Annotated in this window: 18 protein-coding genes and 1 pseudogene; 4 read left to right on the top strand and 15 right to left on the bottom strand. The window is 70.8% G+C overall.

Annotation, left to right across the window (positions count from 1 at the left end):
* Positions 1-55: 55 nt before the first annotated feature.
* The 11 genes and pseudogenes from IE264_RS00900 to IE264_RS00850 form a co-directional block, all read right to left on the bottom strand.
* Complete coding sequence (locus IE264_RS00900) at positions 56-1,600, bottom strand: alkaline phosphatase family protein (RefSeq protein ID WP_032759922.1); 1,545 nt, start codon at positions 1,598-1,600, stop codon at positions 56-58.
* A 165-nt stretch (positions 1,601-1,765) separates the two neighbouring features.
* On the bottom strand, positions 1,766-2,830 hold the full coding sequence (locus tag IE264_RS00895) for a 2-aminoethylphosphonate ABC transporter substrate-binding protein (RefSeq protein WP_032759925.1): 1,065 nt from the start codon (positions 2,828-2,830) through the stop codon (positions 1,766-1,768).
* Positions 2,831-2,874: 44 nt separating this feature from the next.
* Positions 2,875-3,672 carry an ABC transporter permease gene (locus IE264_RS00890; protein WP_032759927.1) on the bottom strand — a complete coding sequence of 266 codons (798 nt, stop codon included), beginning with the start codon at positions 3,670-3,672 and terminating at the stop codon, positions 2,875-2,877.
* Positions 3,659-4,567 (bottom strand): 2-aminoethylphosphonate ABC transporter permease subunit, encoded by a 909-nt coding sequence (locus tag IE264_RS00885; protein ID WP_032759929.1) that lies wholly within the window; start codon positions 4,565-4,567, stop codon positions 3,659-3,661. Before IE264_RS00885 ends, IE264_RS00890 begins: the two co-directional genes overlap by 14 nt.
* Positions 4,560-5,687, bottom strand: coding sequence for an ABC transporter ATP-binding protein (locus IE264_RS00880; RefSeq protein WP_032759931.1), 1,128 nt, complete (start codon positions 5,685-5,687; stop codon positions 4,560-4,562). The genes IE264_RS00885 and IE264_RS00880 overlap by 8 nt, the downstream gene beginning before the upstream one ends.
* Positions 5,684-6,409, bottom strand: a complete 726-nt coding sequence (locus IE264_RS00875; protein ID WP_032759998.1) for a phosphonatase-like hydrolase — start codon at positions 6,407-6,409, stop codon at positions 5,684-5,686. The genes IE264_RS00880 and IE264_RS00875 overlap by 4 nt, the downstream gene beginning before the upstream one ends.
* A 5-nt stretch (positions 6,410-6,414) precedes the next feature.
* Positions 6,415-7,539, bottom strand: coding sequence for a TIGR03364 family FAD-dependent oxidoreductase (locus IE264_RS00870; RefSeq protein ID WP_032759999.1), 1,125 nt, complete (start codon positions 7,537-7,539; stop codon positions 6,415-6,417).
* Positions 7,540-7,684: 145 nt separating this feature from the next.
* The gene (locus IE264_RS00865) at positions 7,685-8,449 is read right to left on the bottom strand and encodes a GntR family transcriptional regulator (RefSeq protein WP_032759934.1); all 765 of its coding nucleotides are present in this window, start codon (positions 8,447-8,449) and stop codon (positions 7,685-7,687) included.
* Positions 8,450-8,496: 47 nt separating this feature from the next.
* On the bottom strand, positions 8,497-9,624 hold the full coding sequence (locus IE264_RS00860; protein WP_032759937.1) for an LAVTG motif-containing sortase-dependent surface protein: 1,128 nt from the start codon (positions 9,622-9,624) through the stop codon (positions 8,497-8,499).
* Between the two features lie 153 nt (positions 9,625-9,777).
* Positions 9,778-9,939 (bottom strand): annotated as a pseudogene (locus IE264_RS00855) (TetR/AcrR family transcriptional regulator); the annotation flags it as partial.
* 21 nt (positions 9,940-9,960) lie between these two features.
* Positions 9,961-11,070: an ROK family transcriptional regulator gene (locus tag IE264_RS00850; protein WP_032759938.1), complete on the bottom strand. Its 1,110-nt coding sequence runs from the start codon at positions 11,068-11,070 to the stop codon at positions 9,961-9,963.
* A gap of 73 nt (positions 11,071-11,143) precedes the next feature.
* On the opposite strand from IE264_RS00850, the gene IE264_RS00845 reads away from it, so the two are divergent.
* Both IE264_RS00845 and IE264_RS00840 read left to right on the top strand, forming a co-directional pair.
* On the top strand, positions 11,144-12,253 hold the full coding sequence (locus tag IE264_RS00845) for a Gfo/Idh/MocA family oxidoreductase (protein WP_032759940.1): 1,110 nt from the start codon (positions 11,144-11,146) through the stop codon (positions 12,251-12,253).
* Complete coding sequence (locus IE264_RS00840; protein ID WP_032759943.1) at positions 12,250-12,732, top strand: heme-degrading domain-containing protein; 483 nt, start codon at positions 12,250-12,252, stop codon at positions 12,730-12,732. Before IE264_RS00845 ends, IE264_RS00840 begins: the two co-directional genes overlap by 4 nt.
* A 70-nt stretch (positions 12,733-12,802) precedes the next feature.
* Here IE264_RS00840 and IE264_RS00835 read toward each other — a convergent pair whose 3' ends face one another.
* The 4 genes from IE264_RS00835 to IE264_RS00820 form a co-directional block, all read right to left on the bottom strand.
* The gene (locus IE264_RS00835) at positions 12,803-13,663 is read right to left on the bottom strand and encodes a fumarylacetoacetate hydrolase family protein (RefSeq protein WP_032759945.1); all 861 of its coding nucleotides are present in this window, start codon (positions 13,661-13,663) and stop codon (positions 12,803-12,805) included.
* A 137-nt stretch (positions 13,664-13,800) separates the two neighbouring features.
* Positions 13,801-14,595 carry a YidC/Oxa1 family membrane protein insertase gene (locus IE264_RS00830; RefSeq protein ID WP_032759947.1) on the bottom strand — a complete coding sequence of 265 codons (795 nt, stop codon included), beginning with the start codon at positions 14,593-14,595 and terminating at the stop codon, positions 13,801-13,803.
* Between the two features lie 107 nt (positions 14,596-14,702).
* Complete coding sequence (locus IE264_RS00825) at positions 14,703-15,035, bottom strand: DUF6412 domain-containing protein (protein ID WP_032759949.1); 333 nt, start codon at positions 15,033-15,035, stop codon at positions 14,703-14,705.
* Positions 15,036-15,145: 110 nt separating this feature from the next.
* Positions 15,146-15,913: a class E sortase gene (locus IE264_RS00820; protein WP_051822030.1), complete on the bottom strand. Its 768-nt coding sequence runs from the start codon at positions 15,911-15,913 to the stop codon at positions 15,146-15,148.
* A 182-nt stretch (positions 15,914-16,095) separates the two neighbouring features.
* Between IE264_RS00820 and IE264_RS00815 the strand changes: the two genes are divergently transcribed.
* Both IE264_RS00815 and IE264_RS00810 read left to right on the top strand, forming a co-directional pair.
* Positions 16,096-17,103 (top strand): SEC-C domain-containing protein, encoded by a 1,008-nt coding sequence (locus tag IE264_RS00815; RefSeq protein WP_032759952.1) that lies wholly within the window; start codon positions 16,096-16,098, stop codon positions 17,101-17,103.
* Between the two features lie 146 nt (positions 17,104-17,249).
* Entirely contained in the window at positions 17,250-20,387 is a 3,138-nt protein-coding gene (locus tag IE264_RS00810) for a DEAD/DEAH box helicase (protein ID WP_032759954.1), read from the top strand.
* Positions 20,388-20,555 lie beyond the last annotated feature (168 nt).

Genomic DNA, 20,555 nt, shown 5'->3' with positions numbered 1-20,555 from the left:
ACGTACTGCACGCTGGGGGTGCCCGGACCACACCGTCCCGGCACCCCCAGCATAATTAGCCTGCGGTGATCTTCACCCCGTCGATCACCCAGTACCAGTTGTTGGCTCCCGTGTAGTGGAACCGGAAGCTCACGCTGGTCGCTCCGGGCGGGACGCTCAGCTTCAGCGACTGCGGCTGGGAGATCACGTCGGAGGTGTAGCTCTTGACGGCGGTCGGGGTGGAGCCGTTCCAGGAGGCGAGGACGCGGGCGCTCTGGCTGCCCTCCTGCCGGTACAGGGTGGTGAAGTCCAGCGTGACGGTGGACTTGCCGCCGACCGCGTACGCCGGGGTGACGAGCGTGGAGTCGTACGGGCCCGAGGAGGCCTTGTCGTCCCACTCGTCGGAGTCGGCGACCGCGAAGATCCCGCGCGAGCGGACGTTCAGCTCACGGGACTGGTCGCGCTGGGAGCGGCTCCAGAACTCGTCGGTGGCGAAGGACCAGCCGCGCCACTCGGCCACTCCTCCCGTGCCCATCGCGGAGTTGATGACCGACCAGCCGCTGGGCGCGGTGTGGGTCCAGCCGAGGACCCCGGCCGGGATCCCGGTCTCGTCGACGCGGCCCGCGAGCGCCGGGTAGAGGGCCTCGAAGGGGTCGGTGGAGCGCTCCTGGATGGGCTTGCCGTCCAGGCCCCAGGCGGGGTCGGGTGTGATGCCGAGCTGCTTGAAGACGGTGGCGGCGACATCGACGAGACGGGTGTCGGCGGGCGTGGCGCCGACGGCGATGCCGGGGCCCTGGGCGAGGACGAAGGTGCGGCGCTCCTCGACGGAGCTGCCGCCGTGGCCGCCGGCGTTCGTGTGGCCGTGGTCGGTGGCGACGATGACGGTCCACCGCTCGGTGGCGTACGACGGTCGGGCCTTGATCGCGGCGACGAGGCGGCCGAGGTAGCCGTCGATGACGTCGATCGCCTGGCGGTACTGGGCGCTGGCCGCGCCGAGGTTGTGGCCGACGATGTCGATCTGGCCGAGGTAGGCGAAGACGACGTCCGGGTTCTGGTTGCGCAGGATCGACTCGGTGTCGGCGGCGATGGTGGCGTCGTGGCCGGTGTAGCCGTCGCGGTCGCCGTCCAGGACGAGCTTGGCGTCGGCGCCCGCGGTGACCGTGCCCTGGGTGTCCAGGGGCTTCCAGTCGACGGCGGCGTACGTGGAGAGCTGGGGGCGGACCTGGGCGAGGCGGGCGAGGAAGCCGGGGTACTGCCCGTAGTTCTTGCCGGCGAAGGAGTTCTCCTTCACGCCGTGCTTGTCGGGCCAGACACCGGTGGAGATGGTCGACCAGCCGGGGCCGGAGGAGGTGGCGGCCATCGGGTTCGCGTAGAGCAGCGAGGTGCCGTACGTGCCGTTCGCCATCATCGCCTTGAGGTGCGGGGCGCCGGCGGCGGCGATGACGTCGTGGCGGAGCCCGTCGATGCCGACGACGAGGACCTTGTCCTTGCTGGTGCCGTTCGGGAGGGTGGGCGGGGCGGCGTGGGCGGTGGTGGCGGTGGCGAGGGTGCCGACGGCTGCGGCGGAGGCGGCAGCGGCGGTGGTGGCGAGCACGGAGCGTCGGGAGACTGATCGGGACACGTGATCCTCCAGAGGGGGATGGTGACTCGGGGGCTGGCGGGGCGTGAACTTCGTGAACTGCCTTCTGGACCAGACCCGTTACCTTCGCGAGATACGCGGGCCGAGTCCAGAGCTTCGCGGTGCGGATGAGACCTTCGCAGCAGACCGTGGCCGAAAGGTGGCCGGTCAGCTTCCGGTGGCCGTCTTCCAGGCGTCGATGTACGAGTCCAGGTTGGTGCCGATGTCCGACCAGTCCGGCTCGAATATCTCGACGCCCTCCAACAGGCCGTTGAGTTCGGTGGCGTTGGCGTCGGTGGCCTTGATGTCCTTGCGGGCGGCGAACCCTCCGCCGACCGCACTGACATCGCGCTGGGCCTGCTCGGAGAGGAGGAAGTCGAGCAGCTTCTTGCCGTTCTCGCTGTGCGGGGCCTTGGCGAGGAGCCCGGCCGCGTACGGGAGAGCGAAGCTGGTGGGCTTCCCGTCGCCCTTCGCGGGGAACCAGATGGCGAGGTTGGGCATGTCCTTGGACTGGGCGTAGTTCATCTGGACATCCCCGTTGGCGACGAGGAGTTCACCCTTGTCGACCTTGGGCGCGAGCTTGCCGGTGGAGGCGGACGGGCCGACGTTGTTGGTCTGGAGCCGCTTGAGGTACTCCATCGCCGGCTCCTTGCCGCCGAAGTCGTGCATCGCCTTGATCAGGACGGCGGTGCCGTCGCCCGCGACGCCGGGGGTGGAGTACTGGACCTTCTCCTTGTACGAGGCGTCCAGCAGCTCCTCCCAGGTGCGGGGCGGGGTGGTGAGCTGCTTCTTGTTGTAGATGAAGCCGAAGTAGTTGTTGACGACGGAGGTCCACTTGGCGTCGGGCGCCTTGTCCGCCGCGTCGACCTGGTCGGCGCCCTTCGGCTCGTACGCCGCAAGAAGCCCCTTGGAGTCGGCCTGCTGGATGAAGGGCGGGAGGGTGACGAGCACGTCGGCCTGGGTGTTGGACTTCTCGCGGACGGTGCGCTGCACCATCTCGCCGGAGCCGCCCTCCACGTACTTCACCTTGATGCCCGTCTCCTTCTCGAACTCCTTGAAGACCTTGTCGTACCAGCCGTCGCCGTTCTCTCCCTTGAGGCCGTCGGCGCTGTAGACGGTGACGACCTTCTCGTCGGAGGCGGCGGAGGTTCCGCCGCAGGCGGTGAGGGTGAAAGCGGCGAGGGAGAGGGCGCCGAGGACGGCGAGGGGCTGCTTGAGGGCATGGGTGCGCATGGGATGTCTTCTCCTGGAGCGGTTACGTGACGGGGTTCGGGTTCTCAGCGGTAGGAGGCACGGGTCCGGATGCGGGAGACGGCCGTCAGCACGAGGAGCGTCGTCCCCATCAGGACCACGGCGAGTGCGGCGCCGGTGAAGAGCGAGCCGCGGTCGGTGGCGGCGAAGATCTGCACCGGGAGCGGGGTCCAGTCCGGCGGGTAGAGCATCATCGTGGCGCTCAACTCCCCCATGGACAGGGCGAAGCAGAGCCCGGCCGCCGCGGTCAGCGAGGGCAGCAGGAGCGGCAGTCTGACCCGCCACAGGACGCGGGCGGGGCTCGCGCCGAGGCTGGCCGCCGCCTGCTCGTACATCGGGTCCAGGCGGCGGGCGGCAGCCGAGACGGACTGGTAGGCGAAGGCGGTGACCAGGACCGTGTGGGCGATGATCACGATCCAGCGGGTGCCGTTGAGGAGGACCGGCGGCCGGCTGAAGGCGACGAGCACCGCGAGGCCGACGACCACGGACGGCACGGCGACCGGCAGCATGAACAGCGCGTCCAGGAACCGCTTCCCGCGTCGGCCGAGAGAGCTCGCGGCGAGAGCAGCCCAGCCGCCGAGGACCAGGGCGAGCACGCTGGCGCAGAGAGCGGTCACCAGGCTGGTGGTGAGCGCCTGGAGGGAGTCGCCGCTGGTAGCGGCGGTGTAACGGGTGGCGGTGGGGCCGGAGGGGAGGGCGCCGGACCAGTTCGTGGAGAACGAGGCGGCGAGGATGACGAGGAGGGGCACCGCGAAGAGGGGGACGAAGAGGAGCGCGAAGGCGGACCAGGTGGCCCACTTGCCCGTACGGCTATGCACCAGCACGACGGCTCACCACCCGGTACAGGCTGTAAAGGCCCACGGAGAGAGCGATGTTGACGACGGCGACGACACAGGCGGCCGGGTAGTCCGACTCCAGGATCGCCTTGCTGTAGACGAGCATCGGGAGCGTAGTGACTCCTTTCGCCCCGGTGAACAGCACGATCCCGAACTCGTTGAGGCAGAGCACTAGGACCAGGCTGCCGCCCGCCGCGAGCGCGGGGAGCGCCTCGGGCAGGATCACCTGCCGCACGATCCGGACCGGGCCCGCACCGAGGGAGGAGGCCACCTCCAGCTGAGCGGTGTCGAGTTGGGAGAAGGCGGCGAGGAGCGGGCGCATCACGAAGGGTGTGAAGTACGTGATCTCCGCGAGCAGGACGCCCCAGGGGGTGGTCAGGAAGTGGAAGGGCCCCTCGGCCGCCCCGGTGACACCCGTCCAGGCCCCGTTGGCCATCCCGACCGACCCGTAGATGAAGAGCAGGGCGAGCGTGATGAGGAAGGACGGGAAGGAGAGGAAGACGTCGATGAACCGGGCGACCGCCTTGCCGCCGGGGAACGGCACGAAGGCGATGACCAGGGCGAGGACGAAGCCGAGGACCAGACAGCCGACGGTGGCGCCGACCGCGAGCCAGACGGTGGTGGTGAGCGCCTCGCGGAAGACGGTGGAGGCGAAGACCTCGGTGTAGGGGGTGAGGGAGGCTCCGCCGTCCTCCAGGGATTCCGGGGTGAAGGACTGCCGGACGACGAGGGCCAGGGGGTAGAGGAAGCCGAGCGCGAGGACGAGGACGGGTGGGAGGGCCCAGGCCCAGGTGGGTGTCCTGGTGAGGCTTACGGCCTTCCGGCGGCCGGGGGTGGTGGTGCTGGTGGGGGCGGTGGTGCTGGGGGCGGTGGTGTCAGCCACTGGCCACCGCCTGGGGCTTCTTCGGGGATTCCGTGGCCTCCGGTGCCGTTCCGGCCGGGAGCAGCACCGCGTCCTCCGACGCGAAGTGCAGGGTGACCGGGTCGCCGAGGGCCGGGGGGTCGCGCAGTTCGCGGAGGTCGGCCACGAGGCGGTGGCCGGCGACCTCGGCGTGGACGCGGTGGGTGGAGCCGCGCCACTGGACCTCGGTGACCGTGCCGGTGAGCGCGTTGGGCCCGGCGCCGATGCCGACCAGGTGCGGCCGGACGCAGAGGGTGGCGGCGGCTCCGGGGGCGGCGGTGTCGGTGGGGACGTCGAGGGCGGCGCCCGCCAGGTCCACCCGCCCCGGACCGGTGACGGTGACCGGGAGCAGGTTGGCGTTGCCGACGAACGAGGCGGTGAACTCCGTACGCGGTCGGCGGTAGAGCTCCTCGGGGGTGCCGCAGTCCTGGAGCCGGGCCCGGTCCATGACGGCGATCCGGTCGGCCAGGGTGAGCGCCTCGACCTGGTCGTGGGTGACGTACAGGATGGAGACGTCGGGCAACTCGCGGTGCAGCCTCGCGAGTTCGGCGAGCATGCCGGAGCGGAGCCGGGCGTCGAGCGCGGAGAGGGGTTCGTCGAGGAGGAGGACGCCGGGGCGGATGGCCAGGGCGCGGGCGATGGCGACGCGCTGCTGCTGGCCGCCGGAGAGTTCGCGGGGGTAGCGGGTGGCGTAGGCGGCCATCCCGACGAGTTCGAGGGCCTCGGTCACCCGCCCGGCGATCTCGGCCTTGGGCGTGCGGTGGGCCTTCAGGCCGAAGGCGACGTTGTCCTTCACCTTGAGGTGCGGGAAGAGGGCGTACTGCTGGACCACCATGCCGATGCCCCGCTGGTTCGGGGGCAGTTGGGTGACGTCACGCCCGCCGATGAGCACGCGCCCGGAGGCCGGCCGGACGAATCCGGCGACGGCGCGCAGGGCGGTGGTCTTCCCGGAGCCGGAGGGCCCGAGGAGGGCCATGACCTCGCCGGGTTCGACGGTGAGGTCGAGGCGGTCCAGGACGGTGTTCTCCCCGTACGCGACGCTGACGCCGTCGAATTGGATGCCGCTGGGGGCGGTGGTGGTGGCGAGGTTTCCGGGGCTCATGCCTCGGCCCGCGCGATGAGGTCCGGCAGCTCGGCGACCGACCCGAGGACGTGGGTCGCGCCGCTTCGGTCCAGCCGGCCGGCGTCGTGCGCGCCGGTCAGGACTCCCGCGACGAGCCCGGCGCCGGAGCGTACGCCGCTGAGCATGTCGTACGAGGTGTCCCCGGCCACCGCGATCCGCCGCACGTCGTCCACCGCGCCCGTACGCAGGAACGCGGCCAGGACCATGTCGGGGTAGGGGCGCCCCCGGCCGCCCGCGTCGGCGGGGCAGAGGGTGAGGGGGACGAGGTCCTGCCAGCCGAGGGCGGCGAGGATGGCGTCCTGGGTGGTCCGGGCGAACCCGGTGGTCAGGACGACGGTCCGCCCTTCGCCGATGAGACGCTCCACGGCCTCCCGGGCACCGGGGATCGGGGCGATACGGCCGCCGTCGACGAGTGCCCCGTACGCCTCCTCGAAGGCGGTGTTGGCGTACTGGGCCTTCTCCTCGTCCCCGAAGAGGTGCCGGAAGACGGAGATCTTCGACTCGCCCATGGTGGCGCGTACGTAGCCGAGTTGGCGCTCGTGTTCACCCGACCCGGGCTTCACGCCGAGGCGTTCGGCAGCGGCGGAGAAGGCCTGCTCGACAAGACCGCCGTCGGCGACGGTGGTCCCGGCCATGTCGAGGACGACGAGGCCGAAGGGGGTGCGCTCGGTCGAACCGGTCGCTTGCTCTGCTGAAGTCATGTTGTTCACCAGCCCAGTTGGTCTGCGGTCGTTTCGGCGATGGCGGGCGAGCACGTCATTCCGCGCCCGCCGGGCCCGGTGATGAGCCAGACCCCGTCGCGCACCTGCTGGCGGTGGACGACGCGTGAGGTGTCGGTGCACTGGGCGTAGACGCCCGCCCAGCGGTGCCTGATGCGGGGCAGCGGGCGGCCGAGGAAGGCCTCGACGACCCGGGTGAGGTGCTCGTACGGCTCCTCGACGGTGTCGAAGGCGAAGGGGTGCTCGTACTCGTGGGTGTCCCCGATGGTCAGCCCGCCGTCGTTCCGCTGGACCATGAGGAGCTGCATGCGGTGCTCGGCGGCGACCGGGTCCTGGGGCTGGTGGGCGTTGAGGGCGTCGAGGGCCTCGCTGCGGTACGCGGGGTAGTAGCGGAAGCTGTCGGCGTCGGCGACCGAGGTGGTGAGGGGCTCACCGAGGGGGTCGGTCTGCATCATCTGGAGGCGGACACGACGGACGGGCAGCTCGGGTCCGGCCAGTTCGCGGACGAGCCCGCCGAGCCAGGCGCCGGTCGCCAGGATCACGGCGTCACCGGTGTGGACGTCACCGTGGTCGTCGCGCACGGAGGCGGCACCGACGACTTCGCGGACCTCTCGGCCGCCGAGGTAGGTGTACCGCCCTGAGGCCAGCAGCTCCGCCTTCAGGGCGAGTTGGGCGGTACGCGGCTCGACCGCCGCATCGCGCTCGCACCACAGGGCGGCGGTGAACGTGCCGCGCAGGGCGGGGTTGAGGGCGCGGGCCTCCTGGGTGGTGAGCAGCTTGTAGCCGCGCGCCGCCGCGTCGGTCCTGGCGAGGGCCGCCTCGGCGACGGCGACCTCGCGGGCGGTCCGCAGCGGGGTGAGCGAGCCGCAGGCCCGGAAGCCGAGCCCCGGCACGCGCCGCCCGATCCCCTCCCACAGCTCCCTCGCCCGCAGGGCGGTCTCCAGCTCCTCGCCACCGGCCCGGCCGCTGACCCAAATCTGTCCGAAATTGCGGAGCGATGCCCCGCGCGCCTCGCTCTCGCGCTCGATCTGTACGACCTCGTGGCCGCGGCTGACTGCGTGCCAGGCGTGCATGGTTCCCACCACGCCGGCTCCTACGACGATGACTCTCACGACGGCCACGCTCCTCGGGGCGGGTGTCCCGGACGCATCCGGTCGACAACGGGACGGTGAACGACCCCCCAAGCTTGGACTAGACCCGTTACGTTTCCGTTACCACTGTCGATGAAGGCTCATGCGTGCCCGCCGGACTACGCCGTCAGCGCTCGCCGCCCAGATGCGTGGTGAAGGAGAACCGGTCCCCCCGGAACAGGGTCCGCACCCGCTCCAGCGGCCGCCCCTCCGTGTCCCGGGAGAGCCGGTGGATCAGGAGCATCGGCAGGGCGGGCGGGGTCCCGATGAGCAGCGCCTCGCGGGGGGTGGCGAGCACGGTCTCGATCCGCTCGTCGGCGTCCCCGAACGCGATGCCGAGCCGGTCGCGGAGGTAGGCGTAGAAGGAGGAGTCCGGCTCGAACTCCGTGTCCAGTCGCGGGAGTCGGGTGACACTGACGTACGTGCTCTCCAGCCCGACCCGCTCGTCGTCGGCGAGCAGCACCCGCTCCAGGTGCCAGACGGGTTCGCCCCGGCCGACCCCGATCTCGGCGGCGAGCGCCTCGGGGCAGGGGAAGCGTTCCAGCCCGATGAGGTGCCGGCCGGGCCGCCGGCCCTGGCGCCGGACGCCTTCGGTGTAGCTGGCGAGCGAGAGCGGCTGCTCCAGCTTGGGGCCGGCGACGACGGTCCCGCGCCCCTGCCGGCGCAGCCGCCCCTCCAGCAGGAGCTCGCGCAGCGCCTGCCGTACGGTCTCGCGCGACACCTCGTGGCGAAGGGCGAGATCCCGCTCGGTGGGCAGGAGCCCACCCTCGCCCAGATCGTCGATGAGCAGAGAGATCTGGGCCTTGACCGCGTAGTACTTGGGGATGCGGCCGTGCTCCGGGATGCCGGAGCGGATCGGTGCGCCAGGTGCCTGGTCGTTCGGGTAGTCCACCGCCCGATGGTGGCAGACGCGGGTGAACGGGCCCGCAGTGGTCGCGGTCAGCCAGCCGTCCGGCGCATCCGGCGGCCCTGCATCACGAGGACCCCGCCGCAGAGGACGAGGACCCCGGCGAGGGCTCCGGCCCAGGGCAGCAGCTCCGGTCCGGTGCGGGCGAGTTCGGGGAGGGGCCGCCCGGTCGCGTAGTGGGGCGGACGCACAGGCCGCTCCTTGCCGCCGCCGTCCTCCTGGGAAGTCGCCGAACCGTCCGGGCGGGGCGGCGAGCTGGGCTCCGGGGCGCGCTCCTTGCCGGGGCCCGTGTGGGTGGGGGCGGGGGTGCGGGTGGGTGTCGGTGCGCCGGAGGACGCGTCCGTACGGGGCCGGGGCTCGGCGGGGACGTCCGTACGGCTGCCGATGTCCTCCTCGGTGCGCTCCGGCCGGGGGATCTCGCCGGTGGCACCGTCGGCGATCACGAACCGGTACTCCCCCGACTCCCCCACCCAGTCGCCGTCCTCACGGCCGCCCCCCTTGGCCTTGTCCTGGTGGCGGCGCTGGACGACTGCCGCGTGGGCGGTGACCCGGCCGGGGCCGGTGTCGGAGGTGAAGGCCATCCGGACCCGGACGCTGACGGTGCTTCCGGCGGGGACGGTGAACCCGAGGAAGCCGTCGTCGGAGTCACCGGAGCCGGAGCCGGAGCCGGGCCCGGGGTCGCCGCCGTCGAAGACCCCGATCTGCTCGTGGCGGTCGGTGGTCTCCCAGGTGACCCGGTGTTCGGTTCCGGGGCGGCCCGGCTCGGAGAACTTCAGCTGGATCTGGTCAGCGGTCAGCTTGCGGTCCTCGTCGTTGAGAACGAGCACCGGGTGCAGGGCGCGGCAGGAGGTGTCGGTGGTGTTGGTGAGGTCGAGGAACCAGGTGCCGTAGCCGCCGCCGGAGACGTACGTCTTCGGGGCCTCCTGGATCCGGGTCTCGATGGGGAACTCCTTGGCGCCCGGATCACCGCAGGCGGGCTGCTCGTCGGCGGCCTCGGCGGCCTCGGCGGCTTCCGCGGCGGTTTCGGCCACTAAGGACGCGGAGTGGGCGGCGGCCTGCGGACCGCTCAGGAGCGCGGCGGGCACCGCGATCCCGGCGGCCAGCCCGAGGGCGGCGAGCGCACGGGCGTCACGCAGCCGCGCGCAGGAGGTGGGGGACATGGGGGACACCCTTCGCTGCTCGCGAACGACCGGGGCGGGGGCCACCGGTTGTGGCCTCCGACGCAAGCACGCGCGCGCGGACTCAGAGAGTCGACATGCCGACACCGTTCATACGATCACCCGACCGGCTTGAGCCTCACCCTCAGGCCAGGCTCAGGGGCCGACAAGGCTCACCCCGGACACCAGGGCGCGGGCGGTGTCGGCGAAGTACTGCTCGTCGGCGTCCGGGGCGAGGCCGAGCAGGACGCCCTGGCCGAGGCCGATGAGGACGGCCCGCAGTGCGGTGGTCAGGCGCTGCGCCTGATGCCTCCGCACCCTGACCGGGGCTCTCCGCCCCTACCCCCGCTCCCCCACCCGCCCGAACACCGGCGCGAGCACCAGTTGGGCGGCCCCCTCCGCGACGGGCCGGTCCCCGCCGCCCGCGACGGTGACGACCACTCCGCCCCCGCCCCCGCCACGGGCGGCCCGCTCCTCGATCACGGCCCGGACGCCTCGTACGTACGCGTCCTCGTCGGCCGCCACCGTCCGCCCGCCCAGCACCACCCGGTCGATGTCGAGGAGCCCGACCAGGTTCGCGGCGCCCGCGCCCAGGACCCGGGCGGCCTCCGCCCGGTCGCCGCGCGCCTCGGCGGCCAGGCAGAGGGCCTCGATGCAGCCGCGCCCGCCGCACTCGCACAGGGGCCCGTCCAGCTGGAGGGTCTGGTGGCCGAACTCCCCCGCCCCCGTCCGCGCGCCCCGGTGCACCTCGCCGCCCAGGACGAGCCCGGCGCCGAGCCCCGTACCGAGGTGGAGGTAGGCGAAGTCGCCGGGCGGCTCACTCAGCGAAAGGGTCAGGGCGGCGGCGTTGGTGTCCTTGTCGACGGTGACGGGCAGGCCGGTCCGTTCGGCGAGCGCGTCGCGCAGCGGGTAGCCGTCCCACTGCGGGAAGCCGGTGACCCGGTGCAGTACGCCGTCCCGGTGGTCGAGCGGGCCGGGTACGGCGACGCCGACTCCCAGCACCGGCTTGTGCGGTTCGGCCGCGCTCAGGTCCCGTACGGCGTCGGCCGCGTCGGCGAGCACCTTCTCCGCCGGGGCGCCGAAGTCGAGCGGGGCGGTGGTGACGGCGACCGACCGCCCGGCGAGGTCGACCAGGACGGCGGTGAGGCCGTCGCGGTCCAGGTGGAGGCCGACGGCGAACTGCGCGTCGGGGACCAGCCGGAGCACCGTACGCGGCTTGCCGCCGGTGGAGGGGCGCAGGCCCGCGCCGACGGCCAGGCCCTCCGCCCGCAGCCGGGCGGTGATCTTGCTGACGGCCTGCGGGGTGAGGCCGGTGCGCTCGGCGAGCTCCAGCCGGCTGATGCCCTCCGCCCCGGCGGCCCGCAGCAGGTCCAGGACCAGGGCCGCGTTGTGGTGGCGCAGCGCCGGCAGGTTCACTCCGGCCGGGGCCTTCGCCCTGCTCGTGTTCACGGTTCACTCCCCTTCACCCGCCCATTGTGCCGGTCGCTTGCACTTTGGCAACAGCGTTGCTTAAGTGGAATGCATGACTGCCAATGCCCCTCTCCGCGTCGCCCTCGTCGGCTACGGCCTGGCCGGCTCCGTCTTCCACGCCCCGTTGATCACCGCGACCGAGGGCCTGGTCCTCGACACGGTCGTCACGTCGAACGAGGAGCGCCGGGCCGAGGCCCGCGCCGCCTACCCGGACGTCCGGTTCGCCGCCTCGCCGGACGAGCTGTGGGAGCGCGCGGACGAGCTGGACCTGGTCGTGATCGCCTCCCCGAACAAGACGCACGTCTCCCTCGCGACGGCCGCCCTCAAGGCCGGTCTCCCCGTGGTCGTGGACAAGCCGATCGCCGGGACCGCCGCCGAGGCGCGTGAGCTCGCGGCCCTCGCCGAGGAGCGCGGACTGCTGCTCTCGGTCTTCCAGAACCGCCGCTGGGACAACGACTTCCGCACCCTCCAGGCCCTGATCGCCGACGGTGAGCTGGGCGAGGTGCAGCGCTTCGAGTCCCGGTTCGAGCGCTGGCGCCCGCAGCCGAAGGGCGGCTGGCGCGAGTCGGGCGACCCGGAGGAGATCGGCGGTCTGCTGTACGACCTGGGCAGCCACGTCGTCGACCAGGCGCTCGTCCTCTTCGGCCCGGCGGTGCAGGTGTACGCCGAGTCCGACGTACGGCGTCCGGGTGCGGCCGCCGACGACGACACGTTCATCGCGATCACGCACGCGAACGGCGTCCGCTCGCACCTGTACGTCAGCGCCACCACGGCCCAGCTCGGCCCCCGCTTCCGGGTGCTCGGCTCGACGGCAGGCTATGTGAAGTACGGCCTGGACCCGCAGGAGGCGGCCCTGCGCGAGGGCAAGCGCCCGGGGGCCGGAGGCGAGCCGTGGGGCGAGGAGCCCGAGGAGCTGTGGGGCCGGATCGGCTCCGGCGAGTCCCCGCTGACCGGCGGCGGCACCCCCGTCCGTACGCTGCCCGGCGACTACCCCGCGTACTACGCCGCCGTCACCGCCGCCGTGCGCTCCACCGGCGAGAACCCGGTCACCGCGCTCCAGGCGGCAGAGGCCCTGGACGTCCTGGAGGCCGCGCGCCGCTCGGCCCGCGAAGGGGTCTCCGTAACCCTCCTCCCCCACCACGACGAGGAGCACGGCGCATGACGACCACCTCCCCCACGATCTCCGAGCTGATCGCCCAGGAGCGTCGGCTCACGCTCCCGCACTTCTCCTACGACGACGCGTTCGCGCTCGGCAGTCTGCTGGTCGCGATGGCCCGGGAGCGGCACGCCCCGGTGGCGATCGACATCCGGCGCGGGGCGCAGCAGCTGTTCCACGCTGCGCTGCCGGGTTCGAGTGCGGACAACGACGCGTGGATCGACCGCAAGCGCAAGGTGGTGGAGCGGTACGGCGAGAGCTCGTACCTGGTCGGCACCCGGTTCCGGTCGAAGGGCACGACGTTCGAGGAGTCCTCGCGCCTGGACCCGGACACGTATGCCGCGCACGGCGGTTCGTTCCCGATCGCGGTGGAGGGGGCGGGCGTGATCGGCACGGTCACCGTCTCGGGGCTGCCGCAGGCGGAGGACCACGCGATGGTGGTCGAGGCGCTGGAGCAGTTCACGGCGACGCTGGGCACTGGCTGAGGGGCGCACGTACGGGGAGGGGGCGCCGTCACGGTACGAGTGACGGCGCCCCCTCACGTACACGGGAGGCTTACGCCCCCTTGAGCTCCTGCCGCTGCCGGCCGAGCCCCTCCACCTCCAGCTCCACCACGTCCCCCGCCTTCAGGTACGGCTTCGGATCGGGCTGCCCCATGGCGACCCCGGCGGGCGTGCCGGTGTTGATCACATCGCCCGGGTAGAGCGTCATGAAGTGGCTGAGGTAGCGCACGACTTCACCCACCGGGAAGATCTGGTCGGCGGTGGTGCCGTTCTGCTTCAGCTCGCCGTTGACCCAGAGGCGCAGGGGCAGGGCCTGCGGGTCGGGCACCTCGTCGGCGGTCACCAGCCAGGGGCCCAGCGGGTTGAACGTCTCGCAGTTCTTGCCCTTGTCCCAGGTGCCGCCGCGCTCGATCTGGAACTCGCGCTCCGAGACGTCGTGCGCCGTCGCGTACCCGGCGACATGGGCGAGCCCCTCCTCGGCGGAGTCCAGGTAGCGGGCGGTGCGCCCGATGACGACCGCGAGCTCGACCTCCCAGTCCGTCTTACGGCTGCCGCGCGGCACGAGGACCGTGTCCTCGGGTCCGACGACGGTGTCGGGGGCCTTGAAGAACAGGATCGGCTCCGCCGGGACGGCCGCCCCGGTCTCGGTCGCGTGGTCGTGGTAGTTCAGCCCGATGCACACGATCTTGCCGATGCGTCCCAGCGGCGGCCCGACGCGCAGCCCCGCGGGGTCGAGCGCGGGCAGCACACCGGGTGCGTCGGCGGCTGCCCGTACCCGGGCGAGGGCGGAGGCGTCGGCGAGCAGATCGCCGTCGATGTCGGGGACGATGCCCGTCAGATCACGCAGAGTCCCGTCCCGGTCGAGAAGCGCGGGGCGCTCCGCGCCCGCCGTACCGACTCGAAGCAGCTTCAACGGTCCAACTCCTCTTGTTCGAGGTGGGGCCCCTCGGCGGGTTGCGGCCGGCGAAGGACTTGGCCGATCCTCCAAGAGTTGCGATCACTCCGCAAGACCTCGTTCACACACTGGACCGGCACGGTCACCCGGCCCGACTACGCCGCTTTGGCCATGGCGCCGTCGGGGGCGGCCGTGTCCCGGTCCGTGCCGCGGTAGGTGTCCCGGTGGAGGTAGGCCCGCTCGGCGGCACTCCACGCGGTCGTGGTGACGACGTACAGGGCGGCGGCGAGCGGTACGACGGCGACGGTGATCAGGGTGGCGAACGAGAGCAGCGGCATCATCTTCACCATCGCGCCCATACCGGGCACGGGCTGCCCGTCGGGGCCGGTGGCGGGTGCCACCGGGTTGGCCGCCATCTGCCGCTTGGTCAGCCGGTAGCTGAAGGTGGCCACGGCGAGGACGAGCGCGAAGAGCCCGAGGTAGACCAGACCGTGCGCCCCGAAGACCCCGCCGTTCGCGAGGGCGTCGTGCCAGCGGCCGCCGAGCGGGGCGCCGAGGAGGTCGTGGCTGAGGAGTGCGTTGGGCTCGCCGCCGATGGAGCCGCTGGAGAACAGGTGGTAGAGCAGGAAGAAGGCGGGCATCTGGAGCAGGCTCGGCAGGCAGCCGGAGAGCGGGGAGACCTTCTCGGCGGCGTGCAGCTCCATGATCGCCTTCTGCATCCGCTCGGGGTTCTTCCCGTGCTTCTTGCGGAGCTCGGCGACCTGCGGCTGAAGCCGGGTACGGGCCTTCTGCCCGCGCGCGGCGGCCCGCGAGAGGGGGTGGACGGCGAGCCGGACGAGGGCGGTGAACAGGATGATCGCGGCGGCGGCGGACGCGCCGTGGAACAGCGGCTGGAGCAGATCGGCGAGGGAGCCGACCAGGCTCGCGAAAGCAGACATGAAGGCGGACATGGATGAGCCCTCCGGGGGTCTCGTCGTGCCGGGAGAAGTACGTGGTGCTCGGTACTCGGCATGACGACCCACGCGGGGGCGCTACGGGACTGCGGTGCGGGAGCGCCCTACGCGATGGCCGTCAGGAGGGCGTGCCCGGGTGCTCGGGGCCTGGTCCTGCCACGGGCGTCGGGGTCGCGTTGGGGCAGGAAGGCGGTGCGCTTCTCCCGGTCCCTGATCGCCGTACGGACCCGGGTGCGGGGCACCGGGGGCGCGCAGCGGGCACTGATGACGGAGCAGGCGAGGAGCGCGGAGCCGGCCGCGGCGGTGGCGGCGAGCGCGACGGCCGCGGAGAGGCTGCCGCCCTCGGTGAGGAGGACCTCGGCGAGGAGGAGCACGAGGAGGCCGACGGGCCGGAGCAGCCGGGCGAAGGCACCGCGCAGACGGCTGGCGTCACGCATGGGCTTCTCCTCTCTCCGTACGGCGTACCGGCCGATCCTGGCACTCCATTCGTTATACACGATGATCGGCCGGGCCCAGCCGGGCCTAGCCGCGTCGGAGGGGCTTCCGGTCACCGGGGCCGCATGGAGGTGAGCTTCCCCCACACGACGAGCCGGTAGCGGGAGCTGAACTCGGGGGTGCAGGTGGTGAGGGTCAGGTAGTACCCGGGCTCGCTGTACCCGGCGGAGGTGGTGATGTTGCTGCGGGGCACGGGCGCGATGACCCCGCTGTCGGAGGGAGCGGTCTGCGCGAGGCTCTTGTCGACGGTGTACGTGTACACGGCGTCCCGGGTCTCGACGGTGATCCGGTCCCCGCGCCGCAGCCGGTCGATGCGGCGGAAGGGCTCGCCGTGGGTGTTGCGGTGCCCGGCGAGCGAGAAGTTCCCGGCCTGCCCGGCCTGGGCGGTACGGGAGTAGTGCCCGACGTACCCCCGGTCGAGCACGCCGCCCTTGCTGGTGCCCTCGGCGACGGGGGCGGTGAGCCCGATGCGGGGGATGCGGAGGACGGCGTAGGCCTGGTCCCAGCGGGGGGAGGTGGTGCGGGCGGGGGCGGGCGGGTTCCGCGTACCGGTGGGACCCGCGGCGGACGGGAGGGGCTCCGGCATCACGGGCTCGCCGCTCGGGCCGGCCGGGTCGGCCGGAGGAGGCAGGTCCCACTCCCGCTGGAGGGCGTGGACGGTACGCCCGGCGTCCTGGCGGGCCTCGCGGTTGGTCCACCACAGCTGATGAACGACAAGGAGGAGAAGTACGAGACCGAGGGTGACGACGAGCTCGGCGGAGACCCAGAGACCGCGCGCGAGGAGGTCCCGCACACCACGGCCACGCCGCGCGGACCGCACGACTGAGGGCAGAGTCACCGACCCCCGCTCGATCCCTCGCTCCCGCTCCGACACGGCGGGCACGATAGGCCCAAACCCCATAACTCTCCATACGTCTCCACCAAACCACTCCTCCACACCCCTCCGCTCCCTCCTCGGACCTCTCCTCCCGGCGGCCGCTTTCCGGCAGTACCGTGTGGTCCATGCGCCCCGACACGCCTGCCGACCACACCACCGAAGCCGAGCGCCTGCTGCGCACCGCGGCGCAGTACCCCGAGGACCAGGAACCGCTGGTCCTCCAGGCCGCGGCCCATCTCGAACTCGCCGGTGACCGTGCCCGCGCGAGCACCCTCTACGACGATTTGCTGGCCGCCCCCGAGTCCACCGTCGAGAACCCGCACCTGGTGAAGGCCCTCAAGGCGGCCAACCTCTGGGAGTACGGGCACGAGGCCGAGGCCCGGGCGATCATCGAGGGCATCCGCGCCGCGGGCCCGCTGGACGCGGCGCCCTGGCAGGTCGCCGCCGAGACCCTGGAGGCGCACGACGAGCTGGAGTCGGCGCACGACTTCTTCTCGACCGCGCTGACGCTGCTGCTGGCCCCCGGCGAGGAGGTGCCGTACGCCACGCAGTCCCTGCTGACGGGAAGGCACCGGGTGCGCCGGCTGATGGGCCTGGACCACGACACGTGGGACGAGCTGGCCGGCGCACTGCACACAGCCCCGGTCCCCCTGGACGAACTCCACGACCCGAAGCGCCTGTGGTCCCTGGGCTCCTCGGACCCGGTGGAGCTGAAGGCCGAGATCACCCGCCTGCGCGCGGAGCTGGGCACGTACCGCACGGCGCTCTCCCGCCCGTTCCCGGTGGCGGTGCTGCACTGGCCCGAGAACGAACTCCGCGAACTGCTCACGGCGTACCCGGACTTGGCGGACGAGTATGTGGACCGCGCGACCCACTTGTCCCGCCTGGAGGAGTCCCTGCGCGACCTGCACGCGACGGGCACCCCGAACCTGGGCATCGTCACGGGCACGGTCCCCTCGTACGAGGCCTTCGCCGCCTCCGAAGCCGCCTCCCCCGCCGACGGCCACCTCCTCCCCCAGTACGCCACCACCCTCGCCGCCCGGGGCCGCGCCACCCCTTGGCCCCCGTCGCGCACGGCTGCTTGCTGGTGCGGGTCGGGGGAGGCTTATGGGGGGTGCCACGGGGGCGGGTGACATCTCCTGCACATCCCTGGCAGGGGCCACAACCGCGATTTCGCGGTAGTGGCCCCTGCTGGTTTCAAGAGCCATTGCCCCGACTCTCAGCCCTCCTTGATACAACTGCATATGCAGCACACAGCCAAATGAGGGGGACTCGGGGCATGCCCAACGACATTTCGGACGACGCACCAGTTGCTGGGCTTTACGAATCGCTCATCACTCATCGGCTGGCTGAACGAATGAAGCAGCTCGACTCCACGGGCTGGCACTCCGTCGACGCCGCGGTCGGCAAGGAGTCGGCACCGCACGTGCTCTCCCGCCATATCGGAGCCACAGTGCGGCGTGTGTTCCAGGGCCTCAGCCCTGCCGAGCAGGTGATTGCGGCCAATCACATCCTGGAATCGCTTAATACGATAGAGGGCGCGACAGAGTGGGTCGATCTCGTCACTGATGGGCCGCGACAGCTGTTGGCCGTCGCGGAACAGGAGGCGCCGGGCGTCTACGCCATACGCCCAGCAACGCCGTTGTCCGAGACGGCACTCATCACGAACTCCCCGGAGGACCCCAGCCTCGGCTTCGAGCTGCGCGCCGAGCTGGCCACCGCCGACCGAGTCGACCTCCTCTGCGCATTCGTGAAGTGGCATGGACTCCGCGTCCTGGAGAAGTCCCTGTCGTCGGCGCGCGAGCGCGGTATTCCCATCCGTGTACTCACGACGACCTACATCGGCGCCACCGAACGCCGCGCCCTGGACCGGCTGGTGCGGGACTTCGGCGCTGAGGTCAAGGTCAACTACGAGCTCCGCTCCACACGTCTGCACGCCAAGGCGTGGCTCTTCCGACGCGCCAGCGGCTTCGACACGGCATATGTCGGCAGCTCGAACCTCTCCAAAGCAGCGCTTCTCGACGGACTCGAATGGAATGTCCGCCTCTCCTCCGTCGCGACGCCCTCGGTGATCCGTAAGTTCGAGGCGACCTTTGATGCGTACTGGAGTGAGCCTGCTTTCGAGTCGTACGACCCTGACAAGGACGCAGAGCGGCTGGACGACGCCTTGTCCCGCGCTGGCGGCAGCGGCCGCCCCGGGTCGACAAGCATCACCCTCTCCGGCCTAGAGGTCCGCCCGTATCCTCACCAGCGGGACATGCTCGAACGCCTCGAAGTTGAACGCACAGTGCATAACCGGCACCAAAATCTTCTCGTCGCAGCAACGGGCACCGGGAAGACCGTCATGGCGGCGCTGGACTACAAGCGCCTGCGCCAGACGCTCGGTCGGGACCCGCGCCTGCTCTTCGTAGCGCACCGCCGGGAAATTCTCGAACAGTCCCTACGCGTCTATCAGAACGTACTCATCGATGCGAACTTCGGTGAGCTGTTGCTCAGCGGCGAGATCCCCAACAGGTGGAACCACGTGTTCGCCAGTGTCCAATCGCTCACAGAGCAGGCTCTGGACCGTATCGCCCCTGATCACTTCGATGTCATCGTGATCGACGAGTTCCATCACGGCACATCCCCCACCTATCGCAAGATCATGGACCATTTTCAGCCCCGAGAGCTCCTGGGCCTCACAGCCACCCCTGAACGCATGGATGGCGTGAACATTCAGGACGAGTACTTCGATGGCCGAATCGCAGCGGAGATGCGCCTCTGGGAGGCGTTGGAGAACGAACTCCTCAGTCCTTTCCACTACTTTGGCATCACCGACAACACGGACATGAGCGCTGTCACGTGGAAGCGCGGAGCCTACGACTCGACAGCGCTGAGCAACCTGTTCACAGGCAACCACGCACGAGCTCGGCTCGTGGTGCAAGCAGTGAGGGACAAGGTCACCGACCCTGACTCGATGCGAGCCCTGGGATTCTGTGTATCGGTCGCGCACGCGCACTTCATGGCTGACTTCTTCCGACAGGCGGGCCTCAACGCTGTCGCGCTGTCTGGTGAGACTCCAGCACTCGACCGCAAGACAGCACTTGATGACCTGCGCTCGGGAGCCCTCCAAGTCATCTTCTCCGTGGACCTGTTCAACGAGGGTCTCGACATCCCCGACGTCGACACCTTGCTCCTGCTGCGCCCCACCTCCAGCGCCACGGTCTTCCTTCAGCAGTTGGGCCGCGGGTTGCGTCGCACCGAGGACAAAGCGGTCCTCACTGTCTTGGACTTCATCGGCCAGCACCGCAAGGAGTTCCGCTTCGAGGCGCAGTTCCGCGCCCTGACGAACCTGACGCGCAACCGGCTCCTCAACAGCGTCGAGCAGGACTTTCCGCAACTGCCCTCCGGCTGCCAGATCATCCTTGAGACGAAGGCCAAGGAACTGATCATTGACAACATCCGCACGCAGATCGCGGTCAACGTCACTCAGCTGGCCCGCGAGGTCGCTTCCTACGCGAAGCCACGTCTTGCAGACTTCCTCAAGGAGAGCGGCCGCGAGCTCAAGGAGCTCTACCGCGGCAATGGAAACTCATGGACGGGCCTGTTGCGTCGAGCGAAGCTCCTGGACGCGGTCGGTCCTGAAGGCGAGTTGCCACTCCTCAAGCGGGTCTCGGCCTTCCTTCACGTCGATGACCCACTGCGCGTCTCGGCATACAGCAAGCTGCTGGCCGATGACGCTCCCGCCTACGACGAACTCAGCGAGCAGGAGCGGGGGTACGCCCGCATGCTCTTCTTCTCGCTCTGGCCGTTGGGCGGGGACTTCCCCAGCTACCAGGCAGGGCTGGATTCGTTGCGTGATCAGCACGCGTTCCGCGACGAACTCAGGCAAGTACTCGCCCACGTCCTGCAGAAGGCCGACCACGTGCCGGTGCCGCTCCTCGGGACTCACGCAGCCGTCCCTCTGACCGTCCACGCTTCGTACAGCCGCGAAGAAATCCTCCCCGCGCTGGGCCAGGCTGCTGTTGACGGATTCAAGCCGGGACATTTTCGCGAGGGCGTGAAGTGGTGCGAGAACATCCAAACGGATGCCCTGCTCGTCACCCTGGAGAAGGATGAAAAGGACTTCTCGCCTGAGACCCGCTACCAGGACTATGCCCTCAACGACTCCTTGTTCCACTGGGAGTCACAGAACCAGACATCGGAGAGCTCACCCACGGGAGTCCGCTATCGGACCCACAAGGAGAGAGGCACTCACGTCCTTCTCTTCGTGCGCCGATACAAGAAGACGGATATCGGTGGACCTCAGCCATGGATGCTCTTGGGCCCGGCGGAATACGTCAAGCACACGGGCAGTAACCCTATGGCGATCGAGTGGAAGCTCTACCAGCAGATTCCGGCCGATGTATTGACCTACTCTGCAATCGCCGCCGGCTGACTTTCTCGGCGCGAAGGCAGCAGCTTGCGACCTGGCCTGCCTGCCTGAATTGGGATATAGGGGCATGGCTGCACCAGAGCCGGACGCAGCGCCAACCTAGGAGGTCTCTTGCCGTCCCGGCTCCGACGGATCGCGTCCGCCGGAGCGGCGCCACACAGATGGAGAGCT

It is taken from the genome of Streptomyces microflavus (assembly GCF_014650075.1).
GTDB lineage: Bacteria > Actinomycetota > Actinomycetes > Streptomycetales > Streptomycetaceae > Streptomyces > Streptomyces microflavus.
Note: the sequence above shows the minus strand (reverse complement) of the source record. Positions and strands in the feature narration are given on the sequence as shown.